Here is a 22,666-nt window from a genome sequence, read left to right as displayed (position 1 = left end):
ATGCCCCGAGTGCGGTTCGCTCGACGTCAGGGCGAGCGAGCCAAGGTGGTTCGCGGTCGACGTCGATCGGCGGAGCGACCTGCGCTCATGGGACTCCGACTGGGTGGAGCGCATCGAATTCGGATGTCGCGAGTGCGGCGTCGTCTGGAGCTGACTCGTCGTCAGTCCACGCGACGGTCGTCGGCGTGCCGCGCGAGCCCCTGTCCGTAGCGCTCGGTGAGCTGGACCATGAGGTCGGGCGTCTCGCGATCCAGGCCGAACACGTAGCCGGGGAAGTCGAGTTCACGCTGCGCGGCCCAGATCTCGTCGTGCCGGTCGGGAGCGAGGATCTGCACCGGGTCGCCCACGGCGACCCATCCGATCGGCACGACCGTCTCGGGCGGAAGGATGGTGCGCAGGTGCACGACCGCGTTGATCCGCACCTCGCTGCGCTCGCCGATGCGCGCGCCGTTGAACACCCGGGTGCCCGTCGCGAGGAACACCTCGTCGCCGATGGTCGCCCCCGACACGCTCGCCATGGGCCCGACGAGCACGTGATCGCCGATGTGGACGGGGTTCGTGGATGTTGCGCGGATGAGCGCGTTCTCCATGACGATCACGTTCACTCCGAGTGTGATCGGGCCGCCCTCGGCCGTGATCACCGCGCCGTGCAGGATCTGGCAGTCGGCGCCGATCTCGACATCCCCGCTGATCACCGCCGTCGCAGCCACGACGGCGTCGGGATGGATGCGGGGCTGCGCCCCGAGATGCTCGAACCGCACGGATGCCTCCTGGATCAGTGTCAGCGTACCGCCGAGACTCGCTCCGCAGGTTCGGGGCGGAATCCGTCCGTTGGGGCGCAGAGTGTGCGCCCCAACGGACAGGACGCGCCCCAGACCGGGCAGGTCAGACGTCGGCTGGTTCGGCCTTCGGCATGGGCCAGAGCTGGTCGATCAACTGACCGACCCACCCGATGAGGTCGACATCCGCCACCGCCTCGCCGCCCACGCGTGGCTGCGGCACTACGAGCGCGTCGCCGCCGGAGAGCAGCTTCGCCGTCGGGTACAGCCGCTGCAGGCGCACCCGCATCGAGTCCGGCAGATTCGCGGGCGCGATGCGGAGGTTCGGCCCCATTGCGACGACATCCGACAGCCCTGCCTGCGCGGCGCGGCGGCGGAGACGCGCGACGGCGAGAAGTCCCTCGACCTCCGAGGGCAGCTCGCCGTAGCGATCCCGCAGTTCGTCCACGACGTGGTCGAGCGCGTCCTCGGTGGCAGAAGCGGATGCCGCCGCTGAGAGCTTCTGGTACGCCTCGAGCCGAAGGCGCTCGCTGTCGATGTAGAACTCCGGGATGCGCGCCTGCACGGGAAGCTCGAGCCGAAGCTCGGTCTGACTCTCGGTCTCCTCACCGCGGAAGGCCGACACCGCCTCGCCGATCATCCGGAGGTACAGATCGAATCCGACGCCCGCGATGTGGCCGGCCTGCTCGGCGCCCAGGAGGTTGCCCGCGCCGCGCAGCTCGAGGTCTTTCAGAGCCACCTGCATGCCGCTGCCGAGGTCGTTGTTCACCGCGATCGTCTCGAGCCGGTCGGCTGCCGTCTCGGAGATCGGCTTGTTCTCGTCGTACAGGAAGTACGCGTAGGCGCGCTCGCGCGCGCGACCCACCCGACCGCGCAGCTGGTGCAGCTGCGAGAGCCCGTATTTGTCGGCACGGTCGATGATGATCGTGTTGGCATTGGAGATGTCCAGCCCGGTCTCGACGATGGTCGTCGAGACGAGCACGTCCGCCCTGCGCTCCCAGAAGTCGTCGACGACCTGCTCGAGGGCGTGCTCGCCCATCTGCCCATGAGCGACCGCGATGCGCGCCTCCGGAACGAGTTCTGCCAGCTGGGCGGCGACGCGCTGGATGGTCTGCACCCGGTTGTGGACGAAGAACACCTGGCCCTCGCGCAGCAGTTCGCGACGGATCGCGGCCGCGATCTGCTTGTCGTTGCGCGGTCCGACATACGAGAGGATCGGATGCCGGTCCTCGGGCGGGGTCTGCAGCGTCGACATCTCGCGGATGCCGGTGACCGCCATCTCGAGCGTCCGCGGGATCGGGGTCGCGCTCATCGCGAGGATGTCGACGTTGGTCTTCAGCTTCTTGAGAGTGTCCTTGTGCTCCACGCCGAACCGCTGCTCCTCGTCGATGATCAGCAGCCCGAGGTCCTTGAAGATCACCTTCTCGGTGAGGATGCGGTGCGTGCCGATCACCATGTCGACCGTGCCGTCGGTGAGCCCGGCGAGCGTGTCGCGCGCCTGCTTGTCCGTCTGGAATCGCGAAAGCGATCGAACCTGCACGGGGAAGCCGGCGAACCGCTCCGTGAACGTCTCGACATGCTGCTTGACCAGCAGCGTCGTCGGCACGAGCATCGCGACCTGCTTGCCCTCCTGGATCGCCTTGAACGCCGCCCGCACGGCGACCTCGGTCTTGCCGAAGCCGACGTCGCCGGAGAGCAGGCGGTCCATCGGGATCGGCTTCTCCATGTCGGCCTTGATCTCGTCGATCGTCTGCAGCTGATCGGGGGTCTCGGCGAATGGAAAGGCTTCTTCGAGCTCGCGCTGCCATGGCGTGTCGGGCCCGAATGCATGGCCCTTCGAGGCCATACGGGCCGAGTACAGCTTCACCAGCTCGACCGCGATGTCGCGGACGGCCTTGCGAGCACGGCCCTTCGCCTGCGCCCAGTCGCTGCCGCCCATCTTGGAGAGGGCGGGGGCCTCGCCGCCGACGTACTTCGACAGCAGATCGAGCTGATCCGTAGGCACGAACAGCTTGTCGCCGGGGTATCCGCGCTTCGAGGGGGCGTATTCGAGCACGAGATACTCCCGCACGCTCTTCACCGGGTTTCGCCCGCCGCTGGAGACCTCCCGCTGGGTGAGCTCCACGAACCTGCCGATGCCGTGCGTCGCATGCACGACGAAGTCGCCCGCCTTCAGCTGCAGCGGATCGACGACGTTCCTGCGACGCGACGCGAGCTTCTTCACCACCCGCTGGTCGCCGCCGATCGTTCGACCGTAGAACTCGGACTCGGTGAGCACCGCGAGCTTCGCCTCGGCGGATTCGAATCCTCGCTCGAGCACCGAGAGCACGACGTGGGCGACCCCGGGCTCGGGCGCCTCGAGCACGGTGTCGACCCGCCGCGCCGCGATCCCGCGTTCGGCGAGCACATCGCGCGCGCGTTCCACGAGCCCGGTTCCGGATGCCGCCACCACGACCCGCCAGCCGTCGGCGAGCAGCTGCCCGACATGGTCGGTCGCTCCCTCGACATTGCCCTGGAACGCGGGCACCCCCGCACCGGGCACGCGGATCACGGCGGCCGCCTCGAGCGCGGCGTCGATGTCGATGAGCCCCTCGGCGGCGGCATCCGCGTGGCCGGAGTCGAACGCGCTCAGTGTCCACCAGACATCCCCGCGCTCGTGGGCGGCCTCGCGCAGACGAGGAAGGGTGACGAAGTCGCCCGCGCCGAGATCCACGGGCGTCTGCGCTCCGGCGGTCGCGGCGCTCCACGCGGCATCCAGGAACTCGCGATTCGTGTCGCCGAGGGTGATGGCGCGCGCCACGCATCTCTCGGGGTCGACCAGCGCGACCGCCGCGCCCTTGGGCAGGTAGTCCACGAGGGTCACGATGCCGTCCGCGAGCGCGGGAAGCAGCGACTCCATGCCCTCGACGGGGATGCCCTCCGCCATCTTCTCGAGCATGCCGCGCAGACCCGGGAACTCATCCTTGAGTTCGCGCGCCCGCGCGCGCACGCGGTCGGTCAGCAGAAGCTCGCGGCTCGCCACCATCGACACGTCCCGCACCTCGCCCGGCAGCGACCGCTGGTCGGCCACCGAGAAGGCGCGGATCTGATCCACTTCGTCGCCGAAGAACTCCACCCGGTACGGGTGGGGCGCCGTCGGCGGGAACACATCCAGAATCCCGCCGCGCACCGCGAACTCGCCACGCCGCGAGACCATGTCGACGCGGTGGTACGCGAGCTCGACCAGCCGGGCCGAGACGTCGCCGAGTTCGTGCCCGCGTGCCCCCGTCACCAGCTGGACGGGTGCGACATCCGTCAGCCCGGCTGCCAGCGGCTGGATGGCGCCGCGCACCGACGCCGTGACGATGAGCGGTGTGGCGCCCTGCCACCGGGCGACATGGCCGAGGACCTCCAGGCGCGTGCCGACGATCTCGGCGCTCGGGCTCAGCCGCTCGTGGGGCAGCGTCTCCCACGCGGGGAAGTGCATCACCTCGGCGCCGGGAAGTAGGGCCTCGAGCGCCGGCCCGAGCGACTCGGCGCGGCGCCCGGTCGGTGCGATGGCGAGGATGATCGGCGGCTTGCCGGCCACGCGGCGGCGTTCGACGAGCGCCGCGAGAAGGGGGGCATCCAGGCCCTCGACGAGCGAGAAGTCCGCATCGACGGATGCCGCAGCTACGGCATCCCGGAACGGTTCAGCCTGTTCGAGGGCGCGCACGATCCCGGGAACTGTCACTGCACGAGTCTACGGCGACCGCTCGACACCGCAGATCGGTTCCCCCGATTTCTCGCGCGCGCGAGGCAGGGGCGACAGCCCCGCAGGCCCGCCGCGGTGACCGGTCCTCGACCTGCCGCAGCAGGTCAGAGCCGGCTCGTAGGATGGCCCCGTGAGCGACCCCGCCGACCCGAGACCCGCTGTGCCGCCGCCGATTCCCCGGCGACCGCCGGCGCAGCGGCATCCGGCACCGCCGTCGCCCGCGCAGCCGTGGGCGGCGCCCGCCGCACCCCCGTTCGGCGTGCCGTCGGGCGACACGCAGCATCCGCGCTACGCTCCGCCTCCCGGCTACAGCGCCGCGGGCGCTCCGTCGGCCGGAGTCGCCGTCACCGCTCCCCCACGGCCCGCCCCCCGCGGCTTCGGTCTCGGGCTGGTCGCACTCATCGTGGCGATCGTCGCAGCGGTCATCCCGGCGATCCTCGTCTCGATCGCCACGTTCGAGATCGGCCTGGGCGCGGGCCACGAGCTCGCGATGCGTCCGATCGACGCCGGCTTCGAGTGGTCGGTCCTCACACCCGTCCGAGGCTGGGTCCTTCTCGCCGAGGTCTCCTTCTGGGTGGGGACGATCCTCGGCGTGTGGGCGATCGCCCAGGGTCTCGTCGCGATCGTGCGAAACCGCGGTCGCGGGCTCGCGATCGCCGCGGTCGTGGTGGCCGTGGTCGGCGCGATCGGCTATGCGGTCGCCCTGCAGGGCTTCCTCACCGCGGGACTCGCGGCGGGCACCAGCGTCGGCGGCTGACCGACCGGGCCGCTAGACGCGCGGAGCGTGGTGCCTCTGCTGCGCCGCGAGCAGCCCCTCGTCGACGAGCTGCTCCACCGCATCGGCGGCGTCGCCGACGAGGATCGCCAGATTCCTGCGCTCCGTCGCGCCGAACGGCTCGAGCACCCAGTCCGCCGGATCCTGGCGTCCGGAAGGGCGTCCGATGCCGACTCGCACGCGCGCGAACTCCGTCGAGTCGAGCGCCTTCGCGACGTCGCGGACCCCGTTGTGGCCGCCGTGTCCGCCGCCGGTCTTCAGCTTGATCGTGTCGAACGGGATGTCGAGCTCGTCGTGCACGACGACGACGTGCTCGGCATCCACTCCGTAGAACTTCGCGAGGCCGGCGACCGGGCCGCCCGAGACGTTCATGAACGTGTTCGGCTTCGCGAGGATGAGCTTCGGGCCGCCCGGGCGCAGCCATGTCTCGACGACGCGGGCATTCGCCTTGTGCGACCGGAACGCCTCGGCGCGGCGCGCGGCGAGCTCGTCCACGACGAGCTGACCCACGTTGTGCCGGGTCAGCTCGTAGCGGGGGCCCGGGTTGCCGAGCCCCACGATCAGCCAGGTCTGCGCCATGTCATCCATCCTGCCCGAGCCGCATTCGTTCGCGGCTCATGACGAGACGAGGGGGCGCGGCATCCGCACCCCCTCGTCTGGAACCGTCCGACCGACGGCCGATCCGGCTACTCGGACTCGGCCTCGGCCACGGCCTCGCCGGACTCCTCGGCCTGCTCGGCGGCGACAGCCGCGTCGGCCTCGGCGATCTCCTCTTCGGCGGCGAGCGCCGCGGACGGGACGTTGATCGCGACGACGAGCATCTCGGGGTCGGCGATCAGCACGGCGCCCTGCGGCAGCTTCAGGTCGGCGGCGGTGATGTGCGTGCCGTCCTCGAGGCCCTCGACATCCACCTCGACGTGCTCGGGGATGTGGGTCGCCTCGACCTCGAGCGCGACGCTCGTGCTGTCGAGGTTGACGATCGTGCCGGGGACGGGCTCGCCCACGACGAGGACGGGCACGTCCACCTGGATCTTCTCGCCCTTGCGGACGACGAGCAGGTCGATGTGCTCGATGATCTGGTGCACCGGGTCCTTCTGGACGTCCTTCACGAGGGTCAGCTGCTGCTTGCCCGCCACGTCGAGCTCGAGCACGACGTTGGCGCGGCGGATGAGCAGCGCGACCTGGTGGCCCGGAAGGGCGACGTGGACGGGCGCGGTGCCGTGGCCGTAGATGACGGCGGGGATCTTGCCCGAGGCGCGGAGGCGGCGGGCGAAGCCCTTGCCGAAGTTCTCGCGGACCTCGGCCTGGACCTTGGTGTCGGTTTCGGTCGACATGATGGTTGCTCCTAGCGGGCGCACGGGCCCGGGTGTGTGGGGTCTGGTTTCGACTCGAACGCGATCGCGTGAGGAAAGCCGTGGCCTGCTTCACTGCGTCGATAACGGATGCCGCAACCCGCCGAGACGGCGGGCACGAGGCATCCCTCGCCGAAGTACAAGCGCCAAGTCTACCAGGGGGCGCGGCGCGGCCGCACGAGCGGGAGCGAGTGCTCGCGGGGAGCTCCCCGCGACCGAAGAAGACGCGGCACCGCTACGATGAGGAACGCACTCGAACTCGCCCGGAGGATCACATGGATTACGGATTCGCCTCGCACGTCCTGCTGTGGCTGATCGGTGCCATCGCCGCAGTCGGCTTCGTGCTGACCGTCGTCGGATTCTGGTCGCTCGGCCGCTCGGGGTACCGCAAGGACTAGAGCGGCCTCGCCGACGCCGGTCCGGTGGATCCCCGGACGATGAGCTCGGTGGGCATCGGCTCCGCATCCTCGCGAGGTCGGCCGTCCTGGATCTGAGCCAGGAGCGACTCCACCGCTTGTGCGCCGGCCCGATCGAGGTCCGCCCGCACGGTCGTGAGGGCGGGGACGATCAGCTCGCTTCCGAAGATGTCGTCGAAGCCGGCGACACTCAGCTCGTCGGGGACGCGGACGCCCGCGGCCGCCGCCTCCTGCATGATGCCGATCGCGATGAGGTCGTTGAACCCGACCACCGCGGTCACGCGCGAAGCGATGACCCGCCGATAGGCCGCGTGGCCCCCCTCGATCGTCGGTGAGCCCGAGGGGATCTCGACCACCGCAAGCCCGTGGCGCTCGCTCTCGGCCAGCAGTGCCTCCCACCGCTGTGCACTGGACCATGACGTCGGCGGCCCGGCGACATAGCCGATCGACGTGTGGCCGAGCGCGACGAGATGGCCGATGAGCTGGGAGACCGCGTCGGCGGCATCCGTGACGACGGAGGACACGCCCGGCGGCCGGCTGTTGATGGCGACGAGCGGGACGCGACCGGCGATGTCCGCGATCACCTCGGGCGCGAGCCTGGTCGTCGCCAGCACGATGCCGTCGACGCTCGGCAGCAGTCGTTCGATCGCCGACGCCTCTGCAGAGCCGGACTCCTGCGATTCGGCGATGACCAGGGTGTAGTTCGACGAGGCCGCGGCCCGCTCGGCGCCCCGGATGGTGCGGAACACGACCGGGTTGGTGATGTCCGCGACCACGACCGCGAGCGTCATGGTCCGGCCGGTGGGCAGCGCGCGCGCCATCGGGTTGATGCGGAAGTTCAGCTCTGCCGCGGCCCGGCGGATCTTCTCCTCGGTCTTGGCGCTCACCCGCCCCGGCCGGCTGAGCGCGCGCGACACGGTGGAGGGGTTGACGCCGGCGAGCTCGGCGATGTCGTAGATCGTGGCCCGCCCGGATCGCGGCCGCTTCGGGGCGTCGGAAGCCGGTTCCGCCGCATCCGCGGTCTCGTTCGTGGTCATGCCGTCACCTGGACTTCCCCGTCAGTCGCGCACCTGCGAGCAGATTCTAGCGCCACCGGCCGGATTCCCAACCGATTGCGACGGTGCGGACCTCGTTCGGCTCCTGCCCCGTTCTTCCATTTCCAACGTCTGTGACAACCGGTTGCCAAATGCTCGACGAACGCTTACACTTGGCGCAGTACCACCCCCGGCAAGAACTGACGAGGAGCGCTCGATGACGCAGGCCTGGACCCTCTCCGGCTTCGGCGACGAGATCGATCCGGATCCCGTCATGCAGGTCGCGGTCCTCAAGGCATTGGGGGCATCGCACATCGAAGTGCGCAGCGCATGGGGGGTGAACGTCGTGGACCTCGAAGACCATCAGCTCGCGCGGCTCGCCCAGCTCTTCGCGACGGCGGGGATGGGCGTCTCGGCGGTCGCATCACCCATCGGCAAGGTCGACATCGCCGCCCCTGTCGATCACGAGGTCGAGCGCCTGGGCCGCGTGATCCGTGTCGCGCAGTCGCTCGGCACCGAGAGCATCCGGGTCTTCTCGTTCTTCAGGGGCGCGGGCATCGCGGTGGAGTCCATCCGCGACGACGTGCTGGTGCGGATGCGGGCCCTCGCCGACCTCGCCGAGCGGGAACACGTCGTGCTGCTCCACGAGAACGAGAAGGGAATCTACGGCGACATCCCCGAGCGCGTGCTCGACCTCGTCGAATCGGTGGGTTCGCCGGCCGTGCGTCTCGCGTGGGACAGCGCGAACTTCGTCCAGGTGGGTGTCACCCGTCCGTTCGACGAGGGCTACGCGAAGCTCCGGCCGTATCTGGACTACCTGCAGGTCAAGGATGCCGTGGCCGCCACCGGCGAGGTCGTGGCCGCCGGGATGGGCGACGGCCAGCTGCCCGAAACGCTGCGGGCGCTCCGCGACGACGGCTATGGCGGGTTCGCATCGCTCGAACCGCATCTGGCGGCGGGGCACGAGCTGGGCGGATTCTCGGGCCCCGAGGCGTTCGGTCAGGCGGCTCGCGCGTTCCGGGCGATCACCGACGACCTGGAGGTCGAGCTGCTGTGACCGGACGATCCGAACACCCCCGCGAGAGGAATCACTCATGACCGACACCGTCCGTCTGGGCATCATCGGCTTCGGCCAGCAGGGCTCGATGTACGCGAAGTTCATCGCGGACGGCCTCGTGCCCACCATGAGCCTCGGCGCCGTCACAGACCTCGACCCGCACCTGCGCGAAGCTGCGGCATCCGCGTACGGCGTTCCCGTCTTCGACGACTACGTGGCGATGCTCGAGAGCGGCCGCGTGGATGCTGTCGTGACGTGCGTGCCGCACTACCTGCACCCCGAGGTGGCCATCGAGGCGCTGCGTCACGACGTGCATGTGCTCGTCGAGAAGCCCGCCGGCGTGTACACGAAGCAGGTGGCCGAGCTCAACGATTTCGCGGCATCCAAACCCGACCTGCGCTTCGCGATCATGTTCAACCAGCGCAACAACCCGCTCTACCAGCGCATCAAGCAGATCGTGGATGCCGGCGAGATCGGCACGATCCTGCGCTCCAACTGGATCATCACGACGTGGTGGCGTCCCCAGGGCTATTACGACTCGAGCGCCTGGCGTGCGACGTGGGGAGGCGAGGGAGGCGGCGTGCTCGTGAACCAGGCACCGCATCAGCTCGACCTCTGGCAGTGGATCTGCGGCGTGCCCGAGCGGGTCTTCGCGAAGGTCGTCTACGGCTATCGCCGCGACATCGCGGTCGAGGACGAGGTGACGGCACTCGTCGACTACGGCAATGGCGCCACCGGCGTCTTCGTGACGGCGACCCATGACCTCGTCGGCACGGACAGGTTCGAGATCCTGGGCGACGCGGGAAAGATCGTGGTGGAGGCCTCGAAGACCGCGACGGTGACCCGGCTCACGAAGCCGGAGCGCGAGCTCAGTGCCGGCATGGACCTCCAGGACGTGATGCGGCTCTTCGCGGGTGAGCTGGATGCCGCAGCGCTCTACACGCAGGAGACCATCGAGTTCGAGTCGGCCTGGGGTGCGCAGCACGCCGGCGTCCTCGAGAACTTCGCTCGGAGCATCCGGTACGGCGAACCGCTCCTCGCGCCCGGCGCGGACGGCATGCTCGGCGTTCGCCTCGCGAACGCGATCCACCTGTCGAGCTGGCTCGGCCGAGAGGTCGGTCTCGACTTCGACGCCGACGAGTACCTCGCCGCGCTGAATGCCCGGATCGCTGCGGAGGGGACGTACCCGACCCGCGTCTGAGTTCCGTTGGCGCGACGAGGGGGCCCGGCGATCCGCCTCGCCCCCTCGTCCGTCCGCCTCAGAAGAGGTCGGCCGCCCCCAGGGCGATGAGGTTGTCGTAGCTGGTCTGCAGGCAGTCGAGCGCCGTACGGCCGTAGAGGTCGTCCTGCTCGACGAACGCGAACCGAACCCCCTGGGCCCGGCACTCCGCCAGGATCGCCGCGAAATCGAGGCTCCCCTCCCCTACCTCGGCGAACTGCACGGTGTTCGTGAAGGCACTCATGAACCCGGCGAAGTCGCCCTGGGCCAGCAGGTCGAACGCCTCCGGGGCGATCGGCGCGATGCGGTAGTCCTTCAGGTGAACCAATGTGATCCGCTCGCCGTAGGTCGACAGCATCCGAACCGGATCCAGTCCACCGCGCTGCACCCAATGGACGTCCACCTCGAGGTCGAGTGCGGGCGCCTCCTCGGCAATCAGGTCGAGCAGATACTGTCCGTCGTACTTCGTGAACTCGAGATGGTGGTTGTGGTACGCGAGCCGGATGCCGTGGTCGCGCAGTCGCACGGCGAACTCGTCGGCTCGGGCGCAGAACGCCAGCACGGTGTCCAGGCTCTCCATCGCGGCGAACGGCAGCATCCCGATCCGCAGGTGCGAGGCGTCCAGGCGACGGGCATCCGCCACGATCTTGTCGAAGTCGTGTTCGAGCGAGTCGCCGGCGAAGCCGCGTGGCGCGCTGACGGCGGCCGACAGCGAGGCGATCTGCACGCCGAGCTCGTCACGGGACCGCTCGAGGGCGGCGACATTCTCGGGCGTCATGGGCACCTGGCTCACCTCGACGGCCTGATAGCCGATCGCTCTCACCCTCGCGAGGGTGGGATAGACCCCGTCGGAGGCGAAGAGGTCCTTCAGCATCATGGTCTGGACGCCGATGCGCATCATCCGCGATTCCTTCTGTCGAGGGCGAGTTCCGGATGAGCGGCCGCCACAACCGCGAGTGCCGCTGCGCACACCTGATCGACCGGGAAGTCGACGTCGACGCGCCCGCCGTTCTCGTCGGGGCCGAGGGGCTCGAGCGTGGCCAGCTGGGAGTCCAGCAGCGACGGCGGCATGAAGTGCCCGGTGCGCGCCGCGGCTCGCTGGCGGAGGACGTCGTGGTCCCCGTCGAGGAACACGAAGTACGCGTCGGGCGCGGCGGCGCGGATCCGGTCGCGGTACGCGCGCTTCAGCGCCGAGCAGGCGATCACGGTGCCACGACCCCGCGCGTCGGCGAGGGTCGCGCCCACCCGGTCGAGCCATGGACCGCGATCGGCGTCATCCAGAGGCACGCCCGCCGCCATCTTCGCCTTGTTCGCCGCGGGATGCAGGTCATCCGCATCCACGAACGACAGTCCCGCCGAGGCGGCGATCCACGCCGCCACGGTCGACTTGCCCACGGCCGACACGCCCATCACCACGATCCGAACGGGCAGGACGTCGGGCATTCCGATCACCAGTCGTGGACCGTGCCGTCGGCGAGGCGGTTGTACGGCAGGTAGGCCTGCTCGTAGGGGTACTTACCCGCCTCGTCGACGTCGAGGCTCACGCCGAGCCCTGGCTGTTCACCGGGGTGCAGGTAGCCGCCCGCCCACGTGAAGGACTGCTGGAACACCTGATTGGTGCGATCGCCGTGCTGCATGTACTCCTGGATGCCGAAGTTGTGGATGGCGAGCCCGAGGTGCATGGCGGCGGCCATGCCCACCGGCGAGATGTCGGTCGGCCCGTGCATCCCCGACTTGACCTGGTACATCGCGGCGTAGTCGAGGGTCTTCTTCAACGGAGTGATTCCGCCCATGTGGGTCACGGCACCGCGCACGTAGTCGATCAGCTGCTCCCGGATCAGGTCCTTGAAGTCCCAGATCGTGTTGAAGATCTCGCCGATCGCCAGCGGCGTGGTGGTGTGCTGACGCACCAGCCGCAGCGCCTCCTGGTTCTCGGCGGGCGTGCAGTCCTCGAGCCAGAACAGGTCGTACGGCTCCAGTGACTTGCCGAGCTTCGCCGCCTGGATCGGGGTCATCCGGTGATGCCCGTCATGCAGCAGCGGCAGCTCCGGTCCGAACTCGTTTCGCACCGCCTCGAAGACTCCCGGGAGGTGCCGCAGGTAGGCGCGGGTGTCCCAGTCCTCCTCGGTCGGCTTCGCGCCGCGCCGCGCGGGCTCGTGGTCGTAGCGGGCCTCGCCGCCACCCGTGTCGGCGGACTGCGACGCGATGCCGTAGATGGCCTTGAGGCCCGGCACGCCGGTCTGCACCCGGATCGACCGGTACCCCTTCTCGAGGTGCGCCCGGATCGAGTCGAACAGCTCGTCGGTCGTCTTGCCCGAGGCATGCCCATACGCCATCAGGCCTGTCCGGCTCGCACCCCCGAGCAGCTGGTAGACCGGCATCCCGGCCGCCTTGCCCTTGATGTCCCACAGCGCCATGTCGACCGACGCGCTGGCCGCCATCGTCACCGGTCCGCGACGCCAGTAGGCGGAGCGGTACAGGAACTGCCAGGTGTCCTCGATCTTCGACGCGTCACTGCCGATCAGCAGCGGCACGACGTGCTCGCGCAGATATGCGACGACCGCGAGCTCGCGCCCGTTGAGGGTCGCGTCACCGAGGCCGACGTGTCCCTCGTCCGTGGTGAGCTTCAGCGTCACGAAGTTGCGATCGGGGCTGGTGACGATCACTTCTGCTTTGTCGATGATCACGGTGGACTCCTTCGAGGATGGCGAGGTTTCGGTACAGGTCTACTCGGCCGGCGGCCGCAGTGTCGTCGGATCCTGCGAGCGGAATGCCGAAGTGGTTAGGTCGGGCGCGATCTCGTCGCCCAGACCCTGCGCCTGGCGACGTGCCGCGATCTCGGCGACGATCTTGGCGTGCACCTTGTCGGTGAGCGGATAGAACATCATCACGATGACCGAGAGCAGGATGAAGATCGCAGGCACGAGGGCCGCTCCGGCCCGGATGCCCCACTCGGCCGACACCGTCTGGGTCGTGGCGCCGGCGACATAGCCGCCGATCGCCAGCGCGTACGCGGCGAGCGCACCGCCGACCGCCTGACCGGTCTTGCGGGTGAAGGAGAACAGCGCGTAGGTGATGCCCTCGGCGCGCACTCCCGTCTTCCACTCGCCGTACTCGACGGTGTCCGCCTCGATGGCCCAGATGACCATTCCGCCGAGCATGAGGCCCACCATGGCGAGGATCATCGCCGGCAGGGCGATCGCGACGCTCGGAGCGAGGAACGCGACCACGTTGCCGGCCACGCCGACGAGGCCGCCTGCGACGAACGTGTTGCGCTTGCCGAAACGGCGCACGATGGCGGGCACGAAGGGGGCCAGCACGAAGATGAGCACCAGCTGCGACAGCGACAGGACGGCGTAGAGGTTGAGCGCGCCGAAGACGTCGCGCAGGAAGTAGATCTGCGCAGTCGACGACGAGAGCATGCCGACGAGGCTGAGCAGGGACGCGATGCAGAGCATCAGCAGCGGGCGGTTGCCCTTGAGGGTCGCGAAGCTCTGGCGCGTCGACACGTGCTGGACGGTGCGGACGACGCGCTCCTTCGTCGTGAAGTACGTGAACAGGTACAGGCCCATGCCGATCACGATGAAACTCAGCGTCATCACGGTGAAGATGAACTGGAGGTCCGCTCCCGGCTTGAGCATCGGAGCGACGACGATGCCTATTACGGCGCCGACCACCGCGGCACCCACGGTGCGTGCCGTGCCGAGCTTCGCGCGCTCGCCCGGATTCTGGGTCATCGCTCCCGCCAGCGAACCGTAGGGGATGTTGACCATGCTGTACGCGAACCCGAGAGCCGCGTAGGTGAGATATGCGTAGAGCAGCATGCCGGTCTGGCCGATCTGCGGCACCGAGAAGGTCAGGAAGCTCAGGACGAGCAGCGGCAGCGAGCCGAACAGGATGAACGGGCGGAACTTGCCGCCGAACCGCCTGCTGTAGGTCCGGTCGACGATGCGCCCGGCGATCACGTCGGCGAAGGCGTCGAAGATGCGCACGACGAGCAGCAGCGTCCCGGCCGCAGCAGCCGTGATGCCTGCGACATCCGTGTAGTAAACGAGGAGGAACATCGTCGCGGTCGAGAACGCGAGGTTGTTCGCACCGTCGCCGGCGCCGTAGCCGACGATCGATCGGAGTCTCAGCTTGCCGGACTCGTAGTCGGGCAGGCCGACCTTCGTCTTCTCGCGGGTGGTGACAGTCGTGGACATGGTGGTGGCTCCTTTGCCTCTTGCGGGCGGTGGGTCGGGGTCGGTGATCGGGGAGTGGTCAGTCGGCGACGGGCTTGGCGGATCCGATGGCGGTCCAGCGCGCGCGGAGGGCGTGCGCGGCGGCCTTCGGCTTGCGGTCGCGCGTGAACACGCCCTTCTTGTTGCCGTCGACGCGGAAGAATCCCGAAGACGTCTGGAAGTCGGCGAAGTTCCAGACCTGCTCGCCCACCATCGCGGGGATGCGGTCGTGGACACGGTGGAACATCTCCAGCATCTTCACCTGGTATTCCTCGGTCCACGGCTGGTCGTGGATCGAGTGCAGACCCGCGATCGTGTCGGCGCCGTACTCGGTCATGATCATCGGCTTGCCGTAGAGCTGCTCCCACGCGCGCAGCTCGGTCTCGAGTGCGGCTTCCGCGGCGACGAGGTCGCCCGGCATGACGTACCAGCCGTAGTAGCGGTTCAGGCAGATGACATCGAAGAGATCCGCGATGAGGTCCGTTCCGGCGACCGCCATCATGACGTTGACGAAGGTGACGGGGCGACTCGGGTCGAGCTCTCGGGTGAGGGTCACGAGCGGCTCGAAGTACTCCCGAGCGCCCTCCTCGTTGGAAGCCGGCTCGTTCGTCACAGACCACATGACCACGCTCGGGTGGTTCTTGTCGCGCGCGACCAGCTCGCGGATCACCTGGGCGTGCGCCTCGCGCGTCGTGTCGTTCAGCGTCTCGGGCGACCACGTCTTCGGGGTGGGACCGCCCGTGATGCCGCCGATGATGCCGAGGTTGAGGCCGACCGCAGGCGTCTCGTCGATCACCACGATGCCGTGCCGGTCGGCGAAGTCCATCACCTCTTCGGCGTAGGGGTAGTGGGACGTGCGGAACGAGTTCGCGCCGATCCAGTCCATGAGCTGGAAGTCGTGCACGAGATACGCGTTGTCGTGCCCCTTGCCGCGCACCGCGCTGTCTTCGTGCTTGCCGAACCCGGTGAAGTAGAACGGCTCGCCGTTGATCAGGATCTGCGCTCCCGAGACTTCGACGGTGCGGATGCCGACGGCCAGCGTGTACTCGTCGACGACGGCGCCATCGACCACGGCCTCGATCGTCAGGTCGTAGAGATAGGCTGCGCCAGGCTGCCAGAGCACCGCATCCGAGACGCGGATGACCGCGGCCGGCCCCTCGCCGCTGCCGACCACAGCGCCGGACGCGTCGCGCAGCGTCAGCCGCACGTCGGCGTCACCGCCGATGAGGGTGCTGGCGACATCCACCACGCCTGTCGAACCGTCGCGCTGCGTCGTGACGGTCACATCGTCGATGTGCACCAGGGGACGGCTCCAGAGCCAGACGCTGCGGGCCAGGCCGGCGTAGTTGTAGAAGTCGTGGAAGTAGCTCTGCTTCTTCGCACCCGAGGCATCCACCTCGATGATGCCTGGGGGGATCGTCTCGAACGTGAGCTCGTTGTTCACCCCGATCGTGAGACGGAATTCCTCGCCGGCCGCCACGAGTTCGGTGATGTCGGCCTCGAACGGGAGGTATCCCCCGACGTGATGCGCGACCCGGGAGTCGTTCACGTAGACGGCGCCTTCGTGCGTGGCGGCGTCGACACGGACGATGACACGCTCTCCGCTCCAGCCGCGCGGCACGCGCACGCTGCGCTGGTACCAGACCCATCCGACGTGGTCGCGGATGGCGGAGTCGGTGAACAGGTCGTTGTAGCTCGCCGGCACCGCTGCCTCGAGGGGCGTGTCGAGGGTCGACGACCACGGCTCGGGAGTCGATGCGGTGTCGACGGCGAAGCGCCACAGCCCATCGATGCTGATCAGTTCACGGGTGGCGGATGCCTTGGGCTTGAGCATGTGCGACGGGACCTTTCGTAAGCGCGTCCTTGCGGGTTCGAGATCTATCAAAGCACGGTTTGGTCGAATTGGCAACCGATTGCCATAACTATTTTCCGGCGATGGATCCGAGCGCGTCGATGATCTCGGCACGAGCGGCGGGGTCTTCGGCGACGGCTGGAGAAACCAGGCGGATCAAGGCACCAGCCGGATGATTCGCTGCGAGCGCACGATCGAGGTCTGCCCGGTTCGAATCGGGGGCGTCACCATCGGCGACCACCCAGTCGACCCACGCGGCGAGCGCCCGAAGGCAACCGGATGCATCCTCCGCGCGAGCCAGCCGCCGTTCCGCGATGCCGGCCACCCGCACCCGGGCTTTGGTCGTGCTGTCGGCAGCGATCTGCCGCAGCTGATGCTCGATCCGCCCGTTGCGGAATCGTTCGAGCAGCTGCGCCCGATACTCGACGTGCTCGATGTCGTCGCCGAGCTCCTGCACGGCTTCGACCCAGAAGCCCTCGACGAGGGCGAGGCAATGCTCGTCGGCGACAGCCTGGGCGACCGTCGTGTGCCCGCGGCGCAGCCCGCTGGCCGCCAGGATCGTGTGGGCGCCGTTCAGCAGCCAGAGCTTGCGGTGCTCCCAGCCGTCGATGTCGTCCACGAAGCGGGCTCCAGCCCTCTCCCATGCCGGTCTGCCCGCCGGGAAGTCACCCGAGAGCACCCAGTCGTGGAAGGGTTCCGTCACGATCGGCACGGCGTCGTTCCAGCCCGCCGCGCGGGCGGCCGAGGCCACCTCTGGCGTCGAGCGGGGCGTGATCCGGTCGACGGACGTGCTCACGAACGCCACGGTCTCCGCGAGCCATGCGCGAAACGCGGGCGTCGCGATGCGGAGAGGCAGCGCGCCCGCCAGGTCGACGAGGGCCGCCCGGGTCAACGCCGCATTGTGCGGAAGGTTGTCGCACGGCACGATCGCGAGCGGCGCGGCGCCCGCCTCGTAACGCACGAGCAGGCCGGCCAGCAGGCGGGTCAGGGCCGCGACCGGTGCGGCGGCGACGAGCTGCCCGCGATCGAGTCGCTCGCTGCCGGGTTCCTCGTGATGTGGAGGATTCGCGCTGCCTGCCATCCGGCGCAGGTCACCCGCGACTACCTCGTCGGCAAGGTCGATTCGGCCATCGGGACCCACGCGGTACCCGGCCTCCGTGATCGTCAGGGTCACCACCGCGACGGCCGGATCCGCCAGCAGGTCGAGCAGTCGTTGCACGTTCGAACCAGGAACCGCTTCCACTATCGACGGGATCAGCTCCACCCGATCGCGCTCGGGGCCGCGCTCGACGAGCGTGTACAGGCAGTCCTGGCTGGACAGCAGGTCCGCCTGCGTCGCGTCGCGACCGGTGAAAGCCGCGATGCCCCACCCCCCCGCGGCATCCACACGCGCCGTGTACCACGCCTGGTGCGCTCGGTGGAAGGCGCCGAGTCCCAGGTGGACGATCCGGATGGGCGCCGATGGGCGAAGCGTGCCCGAAGCCTCGAGTGCGGCTCGGTCGAGGGACTGCGGATGGGGGTTCACAGCTTGAACACCTCGCGCGGAATGGCGTCGACGAGATCGGCGATGATGCGATGCGCGCGCGGGGGGCGGATGCGCCCCTCGACGACCAGCCGTGCGAGGAACGCGGCATCGCTGCGGCGTGACATGTCGTGCCGCGCCGGGATCGACAGGAACGCCCGCGTGTCGTCGATGAAGCCGCTCGATCGGTAGAAGCCCGCCGTCTCGACCGTCGCGGAGCGGAAGCGCTGAATGGCGTCGGGAGCGTCGATGAACCACCAGGGTGCGCCGATGTAGACACTCGGGTAGAAGCCGGCGAGCGGCGCGATCTCGCGCGAGAAGGAGGTCTCGTCGATCGTGAAGAGCACCAGATGGAAGTCGCGCTCGAGCCCGAAGCTCTCCAGGAGCGGACGCAGGTTGCGCACGTACTCGACGCCGGTCGGGATGTCGTGTCCGCTGTCGGCGCCGAACCTCGCGTAGGTCGACGAGGAGTGGTTGCGGTGCACCCCGGGGTGGATCGTCATCACGAGGCCGTCGTCCACGCTCATCCGGGCCATCTGCCAGAGCATGTGGCCCCGGAACTCTCGGGCATCGGCTGCGTCCAGCTCGCCGCGCAGCGCGGCCTGGAAGAGCTGCTCGGCGGCGTCGGGCTCGAGTGCTGCGGTGTACGGCTCGACGACACCGTGGTCGGCGGACACGGCGCCGTGCGCGATGAAGTGCGCACGGCGGGACTCCAGTGCGGTGAGGTATGAAGCGAAATCCCGATGTGGCTGGGCCGTCTCGCCGAGGAGTCGCTCGACGCGGGAGGCGAAGCCGGCCGACTCCGGGTCGAGGTAGGCGTCGGGACGGAACGTCGGCAGCACCCGGCCGGCGACCACGCGGTCGCGGGCGAGACGGGCATGTACCTCGAGCGAGTCGAGCGGATCGTCGGTGGTCGCGAGCACCGCGATCCGGAAGCGGTCGAACAGCGCGCGCGGGCGTAACTGCGGATCGTCGAGTGCGGCGTCGATGCGGTCGTAGACGGCATCGGCGTTGTCGAGCGTGAACTCGTCGGTGATGCCGAACAGTTCCTCGAACTCGCGCTCGAGCCAGTAGCCCGACGCGGTGCCCGCGAACCGATGCCAGCCGCCGGCCAGCAGGCGCCACGCGGTACGGGGGTCGAAGTCGGAGCCGCCGACGCCGAGATCGGCGAGATCGACGCCGCCCGCGTGCAGCAGGCGCGTCACATAGTGGTCGTGCGTGAGGAGAAGCGTGGCCGGGTCGGGGAAGCGCTCGTCCTCGGCCAGGAGGCTCGGCGACACGTGTCCGTGCGGCGAGATGATGGGGGCCTCAGCGACCGTGGCATACAGCTCCGCCGCGATGGCGCGCACCGCCGGGTCCGCGGGGAAGAGTGCGGAGTTCGTCGTCGTGGCCATCGCCGTCATCTCTGCTCGGTTCGTCGTGGGAGTGGGTCGTGGGCAGGACGACCACACATCGCGGGCGACCTGGATGCGAGTGTACGTAGTTTCGTGAACATTGGCAACCGGTTGTCAAAGACGCTCTGCACTGTCACAATGGCTTATGGGATGGCCTGGCAACCGCTGGCCGTCCTGACTGTTCCCACTCCCGGTCGCGTCACGCGGATGCGCCAGACCCTAGGCTGGGAGCCTCCCCGAAACTCGATCCTCAGGAGTACGCGTGTCTTCGAACGAGTCCTCGACGCAGACGAACATCTCGACCGACCGCGATGATCAGCCGGGCGCGACCCAGGTCCACGAAGGAGCGCCTGCCCCGGAGGAGGTCGAGCGTGCGGTTCCCACCCCCACGGGTCCGGATGCCGCGCCCGCGCCGACCGCGAACATCGGCGTCGTCGGTCTCGCCGTGATGGGCTCCAACCTCGCCCGCAACCTTGCGAGCCGCGAGGGCAACAGCGTCGCCATCTACAACCGCACCCACGCGAAGACGGACGAACTCGTGACCGAGCACCCCGAGGCGGGGTTCGTCTCCACGTCGACGTACGAGCAGTTCGCGGCATCCCTGCACAAGCCCCGCGCCGCGATCATCATGGTCAAGGCGGGCGCCGGGACGGATGCCGTCATCGACGCCCTCGTCGAAGTCTTCGAGCCGGGCGACATCATCGTGGACGGCGGCAACGCCCTGTTCACGGACACCATCCGCCGGGAGAAGGCGGTGCGTGCCACCGGCATCAACTACGTCGGCATGGGCGTCTCCGGCGGTGAGGAGGGCGCCCTCCTCGGACCGTCGATCATGCCCGGCGGGTCGGATGAGTCCTGGGTGACCCTCGGTCCGATCCTGCGCTCCATCGCCGCGATCGCCGAGGGCGAGCCGTGCGTGACCCACATCGGCCACGACGGCGCCGGGCACTTCGTGAAGATGGTGCACAACGGCATCGAGTACGCCGACATGCAGCTCATCGCCGAGGCGTACGACCTCATCCGCCGCGGCACCGGAAAGTCCCCCGTCGAGATCGCGGACGTGTTCGCCGAGTGGAACAAAGGCGAGCTCGAGTCGTACCTCATCGAGATCACGGCAGAGGTGCTGCGCCAGGTGGATGCCGCCACCGGAAGGCCGCTCGTCGACGTCATCCTCGACCAGGCCGGCGCCAAGGGCACCGGAGCGTGGACCGTGCAGACCGCGCTCGACCTCGGTGTCCCGGTGTCGGGCATCGCCGAGGCGACGTTCGCCCGGTCGCTGTCGAGCCACCCCGAGCAGCGCTCGGTGTCCCGCGAGCTGCCCGGCCCGCAGGACGACCTCGCCGTCGACGACGCCGACGCCTTCATCGAGGACGTTCGCCTGGCCCTGTTCGCCTCGAAGATCGTGGCCTACTCGCAGGGCTTCGACGAGATCCGCGCCGGCGCCGCCCAGTACGACTGGTCGATCGACCTCGGCGCCGTCTCGAAGATCTGGCGCGGCGGCTGCATCATCCGCGCGCAGTTCCTCAACCGCATCGCCGATGCGTACGCGCAGACCCCCGACCTGCCGGTGCTGCTCGCCGCCCCGTACTTCGTGGCGGCCCTCGGCCGCGCGCAGGACGCCTGGCGACGGATCGTCTCGACTGCCGCTGCCGCAGGGCTGCCCTCGCCGGCGTTCTCGTCATCCCTCGCCTACTACGACGGCCTGCGCGCGGACCGGCTGCCCGCCGCCCTCATCCAGGGGCAGCGCGACTTCTTCGGCGCCCACACCTACAAGCGCGTCGACAAGGAAGGCACCTTCCACACCCTGTGGTCGGGCGATCGCACCGAGATCGAAGCCGAAGACACCCACTGACACCCGTCGCCCGCTCAGGCGGGGAGCACGTTGTGACAGCGGTTGAACAGGTTCTGCGGATCCCACTCGCGCTTGATCGCGGCCAGCCGCGCCATGCTGCCGGGCGGGTACATCCGCGTCACCAGGGATGAATCGGTCGACGGGGTGAAGTTGCCGTAGAGCGCCTGGCCGAGTGCGGCGATCGCGTCCCATTCGGCTTGGATCTGCACACGACTGTCGTCGAGGAGACCGGGGATGTCGAATGCCCCCGCCATCGCGAACCACGTCGCGTCGCGCGCGGGGAACGGCGTATCGTCCTGCGCGACGTCGCCGTACGCTCCGCCCAGTGAGCGAAGGAAGATCACCGACGCGTCGTGCGCCTCACGGAAGGAGACGAGGCGGTCGATCACCTCGTCGCTGAGGTCGTGCACCAGCGTGTTGCCGCCGATGAATCCGGGGAGCGCCTGGTCGGGATCCATCGCGGGCATCTCCATCAGGATGTCGGGATAAGCCGTGGCTTCGAGCGCTGTCTCGGTGACCCCGTCGAGTGCGAGCAGCGGCGCCAGAGCGGCCCGTGCGGCGGCGACGTCTTCGCCGATCCAGCACGCCGTGATCGCGGCGCCCGGGGGTGCACTCGGATCCATCGGGGGCACATGTGCGAACGTGAGCGTGAGTTCGCGGGGAGCCGTGGGCATCATGTCGCGGAGCGTGCGGATCAGCGCCCGTGAGTCGCCCGCGATGCCGAGCGTTGCGAACACCACCCCCGGCAGCGGATGCGCGCGGAAGTCGAAGCGCGTCACCACGCCGAAGTTCCCGCCGCCGCCCCGCAACGCCCACATCAGGTCGGGATGCGATCGGCCGGAAGCCTCGACGACATCACCGCGCGCGGTGACGACCTGCGCGCCCACCAGCTGATCGGCGGCGAGGCCCCACGCGCGCACCATCCACCCGATGCCGCCGCCGAGGGTGAGGCCGCCGACGCCGACCGACTTCGTGTCGCCGGAGCTGATGCCGAGCCCGTGCTCCGCGAGGATGCCCGCGACATGCCCCCAGGACGCGCCGCCGCCGACGCGCACGAGCTCGCCATCCACTGCGACATCGCTGAGCGCGGCGAGATCGAGGGTGAGTCCGCCCGGGATCGTGCCCCAGGCGCTGTGCCCGCCGCTTCGCACCATCACATCGAGTCGCTCTGCGGAGGCGTAGCGCAGCGCCGCGCGCACGTCGTCGACGGTGGAGGCGCGGACGACCACGGTCGGTTCGCCTATCCCCGTGTGGAACCGGCGTGCGTCGTCCCAGTCGGGGTCGCCGGGTGCGATGACGCCTTCCGGGACGAGTTCCTTGAGAGTCGAGACAGTCATGCGTTTCTCCTATGTCAAGTCTTAGGCCGCGAGGGGGAGGCTCGCGGGGATCTGGCTCGGTTGCTGGTCGGCGGTGAGGGCGTTGAAGACCGTGCGGGCGAGGCGGCGTTTCAGGCAGCGTAGG

The 22,666-nt window shown here is 69.1% G+C and carries 18 protein-coding genes; 5 read left to right on the top strand and 13 right to left on the bottom strand.

What is annotated here, in order from left to right:
• Nucleotides 1–161: 161 nt before the first annotated feature.
• On the bottom strand, nucleotides 162–761 hold the full coding sequence (locus ABD212_RS10340; protein WP_344094209.1) for a gamma carbonic anhydrase family protein: 600 nt from the start codon (nucleotides 759–761) through the stop codon (nucleotides 162–164).
• A 124-nt stretch (nucleotides 762–885) separates the two neighbouring features.
• On the bottom strand, nucleotides 886–4,491 hold the full coding sequence (mfd, locus tag ABD212_RS10335; RefSeq protein WP_344094207.1) for a transcription-repair coupling factor: 3,606 nt from the start codon (nucleotides 4,489–4,491) through the stop codon (nucleotides 886–888).
• Nucleotides 4,492–4,642: 151 nt separating this feature from the next.
• Between mfd and ABD212_RS10330 the strand changes: the two genes are divergently transcribed.
• On the top strand, nucleotides 4,643–5,269 hold the full coding sequence (locus ABD212_RS10330; RefSeq protein ID WP_344094205.1) for a hypothetical protein: 627 nt from the start codon (nucleotides 4,643–4,645) through the stop codon (nucleotides 5,267–5,269).
• Nucleotides 5,270–5,281: 12 nt separating this feature from the next.
• On the opposite strand, the gene pth is transcribed toward ABD212_RS10330, so the two are convergent.
• Complete coding sequence (gene pth / locus ABD212_RS10325; protein ID WP_344094203.1) at nucleotides 5,282–5,866, bottom strand: aminoacyl-tRNA hydrolase; 585 nt, start codon at nucleotides 5,864–5,866, stop codon at nucleotides 5,282–5,284.
• 107 nt (nucleotides 5,867–5,973) lie between these two features.
• Nucleotides 5,974–6,621, bottom strand: a complete 648-nt coding sequence (locus ABD212_RS10320; RefSeq protein WP_344094201.1) for a 50S ribosomal protein L25/general stress protein Ctc — start codon at nucleotides 6,619–6,621, stop codon at nucleotides 5,974–5,976.
• A gap of 293 nt (nucleotides 6,622–6,914) precedes the next feature.
• On the opposite strand from ABD212_RS10320, the gene ABD212_RS10315 reads away from it, so the two are divergent.
• Nucleotides 6,915–7,037: a hypothetical protein gene (locus tag ABD212_RS10315; protein ID WP_344094199.1), complete on the top strand. Its 123-nt coding sequence runs from the start codon at nucleotides 6,915–6,917 to the stop codon at nucleotides 7,035–7,037.
• On the opposite strand, the gene ABD212_RS10310 is transcribed toward ABD212_RS10315, so the two are convergent.
• Entirely contained in the window at nucleotides 7,034–8,092 is a 1,059-nt protein-coding gene (locus ABD212_RS10310; RefSeq protein WP_344094196.1) for a LacI family DNA-binding transcriptional regulator, read from the bottom strand. The two genes, ABD212_RS10315 and ABD212_RS10310, sit on opposite strands and share 4 nt — an antisense overlap.
• 214 nt (nucleotides 8,093–8,306) lie before the next feature.
• Between ABD212_RS10310 and ABD212_RS10305 the strand changes: the two genes are divergently transcribed.
• Both ABD212_RS10305 and ABD212_RS10300 read left to right on the top strand, forming a co-directional pair.
• On the top strand, nucleotides 8,307–9,146 hold the full coding sequence (locus tag ABD212_RS10305) for a sugar phosphate isomerase/epimerase family protein (protein ID WP_344094194.1): 840 nt from the start codon (nucleotides 8,307–8,309) through the stop codon (nucleotides 9,144–9,146).
• A gap of 37 nt (nucleotides 9,147–9,183) precedes the next feature.
• Entirely contained in the window at nucleotides 9,184–10,347 is a 1,164-nt protein-coding gene (locus ABD212_RS10300; RefSeq protein ID WP_344094192.1) for a Gfo/Idh/MocA family protein, read from the top strand.
• Nucleotides 10,348–10,405: 58 nt separating this feature from the next.
• Here the strand turns inward: ABD212_RS10300 and ABD212_RS10295 are convergent, their stop codons facing one another.
• The 7 genes from ABD212_RS10295 to uxaC all read right to left on the bottom strand — a co-directional run bounded on the left by ABD212_RS10295 (nucleotide 10,406) and on the right by uxaC (nucleotide 19,362).
• Nucleotides 10,406–11,266, bottom strand: a complete 861-nt coding sequence (locus ABD212_RS10295) for a sugar phosphate isomerase/epimerase family protein (RefSeq protein ID WP_344094190.1) — start codon at nucleotides 11,264–11,266, stop codon at nucleotides 10,406–10,408.
• Nucleotides 11,263–11,808 (bottom strand): gluconokinase, encoded by a 546-nt coding sequence (locus tag ABD212_RS10290; protein WP_344094188.1) that lies wholly within the window; start codon nucleotides 11,806–11,808, stop codon nucleotides 11,263–11,265. Before ABD212_RS10290 ends, ABD212_RS10295 begins: the two co-directional genes overlap by 4 nt.
• Before the next feature lie 5 nt (nucleotides 11,809–11,813).
• Nucleotides 11,814–13,052 carry a D-mannonate dehydratase ManD gene (gene manD, locus ABD212_RS10285; protein ID WP_344094186.1) on the bottom strand — a complete coding sequence of 413 codons (1,239 nt, stop codon included), beginning with the start codon at nucleotides 13,050–13,052 and terminating at the stop codon, nucleotides 11,814–11,816.
• Nucleotides 13,053–13,091: 39 nt separating this feature from the next.
• Entirely contained in the window at nucleotides 13,092–14,567 is a 1,476-nt protein-coding gene (gene uidB / locus ABD212_RS10280; RefSeq protein WP_344094175.1) for a glucuronide transporter, read from the bottom strand.
• 58 nt (nucleotides 14,568–14,625) lie between these two features.
• Nucleotides 14,626–16,419 carry a beta-glucuronidase gene (uidA, locus tag ABD212_RS10275; RefSeq protein ID WP_344094173.1) on the bottom strand — a complete coding sequence of 598 codons (1,794 nt, stop codon included), beginning with the start codon at nucleotides 16,417–16,419 and terminating at the stop codon, nucleotides 14,626–14,628.
• Between the two features lie 88 nt (nucleotides 16,420–16,507).
• A complete protein-coding gene (locus tag ABD212_RS10270; protein WP_344094170.1) occupies nucleotides 16,508–17,962 on the bottom strand; it encodes a mannitol dehydrogenase family protein in 1,455 nt (484 codons plus the stop codon).
• Entirely contained in the window at nucleotides 17,959–19,362 is a 1,404-nt protein-coding gene (uxaC, locus tag ABD212_RS10265) for a glucuronate isomerase (RefSeq protein WP_425561260.1), read from the bottom strand. The genes ABD212_RS10270 and uxaC overlap by 4 nt, the downstream gene beginning before the upstream one ends.
• 415 nt (nucleotides 19,363–19,777) lie before the next feature.
• Between uxaC and gndA the strand changes: the two genes are divergently transcribed.
• Nucleotides 19,778–21,205 (top strand): NADP-dependent phosphogluconate dehydrogenase, encoded by a 1,428-nt coding sequence (gndA, locus tag ABD212_RS10260; protein WP_425561262.1) that lies wholly within the window; start codon nucleotides 19,778–19,780, stop codon nucleotides 21,203–21,205.
• A gap of 14 nt (nucleotides 21,206–21,219) precedes the next feature.
• On the opposite strand, the gene ABD212_RS10255 is transcribed toward gndA, so the two are convergent.
• Nucleotides 21,220–22,542 carry an FAD-binding oxidoreductase gene (locus ABD212_RS10255; RefSeq protein ID WP_344094164.1) on the bottom strand — a complete coding sequence of 441 codons (1,323 nt, stop codon included), beginning with the start codon at nucleotides 22,540–22,542 and terminating at the stop codon, nucleotides 21,220–21,222.
• Between the last annotated feature and the right edge of the window lie 124 nt (nucleotides 22,543–22,666).

The sequence above is a fragment of the Microbacterium deminutum genome, from assembly GCF_039530205.1.
Lineage (GTDB): Bacteria > Actinomycetota > Actinomycetes > Actinomycetales > Microbacteriaceae > Microbacterium > Microbacterium deminutum.
The sequence above is the reverse complement of the archived record's forward strand: the minus strand, read 5'-3'. Positions and strand labels throughout refer to the sequence as shown.

Excerpts from the sequence above, each read along its gene's own strand:
- pth (WP_344094203.1), bottom strand. The coding sequence starts at position 5,866 with ATGGCGCAGACCTGGCTGATCGTGGGGCTCGGCAACCCGGGCCCCCGC.
- ABD212_RS10320 (WP_344094201.1), bottom strand. The coding sequence starts at position 6,621 with ATGTCGACCGAAACCGACACCAAGGTCCAGGCCGAGGTCCGCGAGAAC.
- ABD212_RS10315 (WP_344094199.1), top strand. The coding sequence starts at position 6,915 with ATGGATTACGGATTCGCCTCGCACGTCCTGCTGTGGCTGATCGGTGCC.
- ABD212_RS10310 (WP_344094196.1), bottom strand. The coding sequence starts at position 8,092 with ATGACCACGAACGAGACCGCGGATGCGGCGGAACCGGCTTCCGACGCC.
- ABD212_RS10305 (WP_344094194.1), top strand. The coding sequence starts at position 8,307 with ATGACGCAGGCCTGGACCCTCTCCGGCTTCGGCGACGAGATCGATCCG.
- ABD212_RS10300 (WP_344094192.1), top strand. The coding sequence starts at position 9,184 with ATGACCGACACCGTCCGTCTGGGCATCATCGGCTTCGGCCAGCAGGGC.
- ABD212_RS10295 (WP_344094190.1), bottom strand. The coding sequence starts at position 11,266 with ATGATGCGCATCGGCGTCCAGACCATGATGCTGAAGGACCTCTTCGCC.
- ABD212_RS10290 (WP_344094188.1), bottom strand. The coding sequence starts at position 11,808 with ATGCCCGACGTCCTGCCCGTTCGGATCGTGGTGATGGGCGTGTCGGCC.
- uidB (WP_344094175.1), bottom strand. The coding sequence starts at position 14,567 with ATGTCCACGACTGTCACCACCCGCGAGAAGACGAAGGTCGGCCTGCCC.
- uidA (WP_344094173.1), bottom strand. The coding sequence starts at position 16,419 with ATGCTCAAGCCCAAGGCATCCGCCACCCGTGAACTGATCAGCATCGAT.
- uxaC (WP_425561260.1), bottom strand. The coding sequence starts at position 19,362 with ATGACGGCGATGGCCACGACGACGAACTCCGCACTCTTCCCCGCGGAC.
- ABD212_RS10255 (WP_344094164.1), bottom strand. The coding sequence starts at position 22,542 with ATGACTGTCTCGACTCTCAAGGAACTCGTCCCGGAAGGCGTCATCGCA.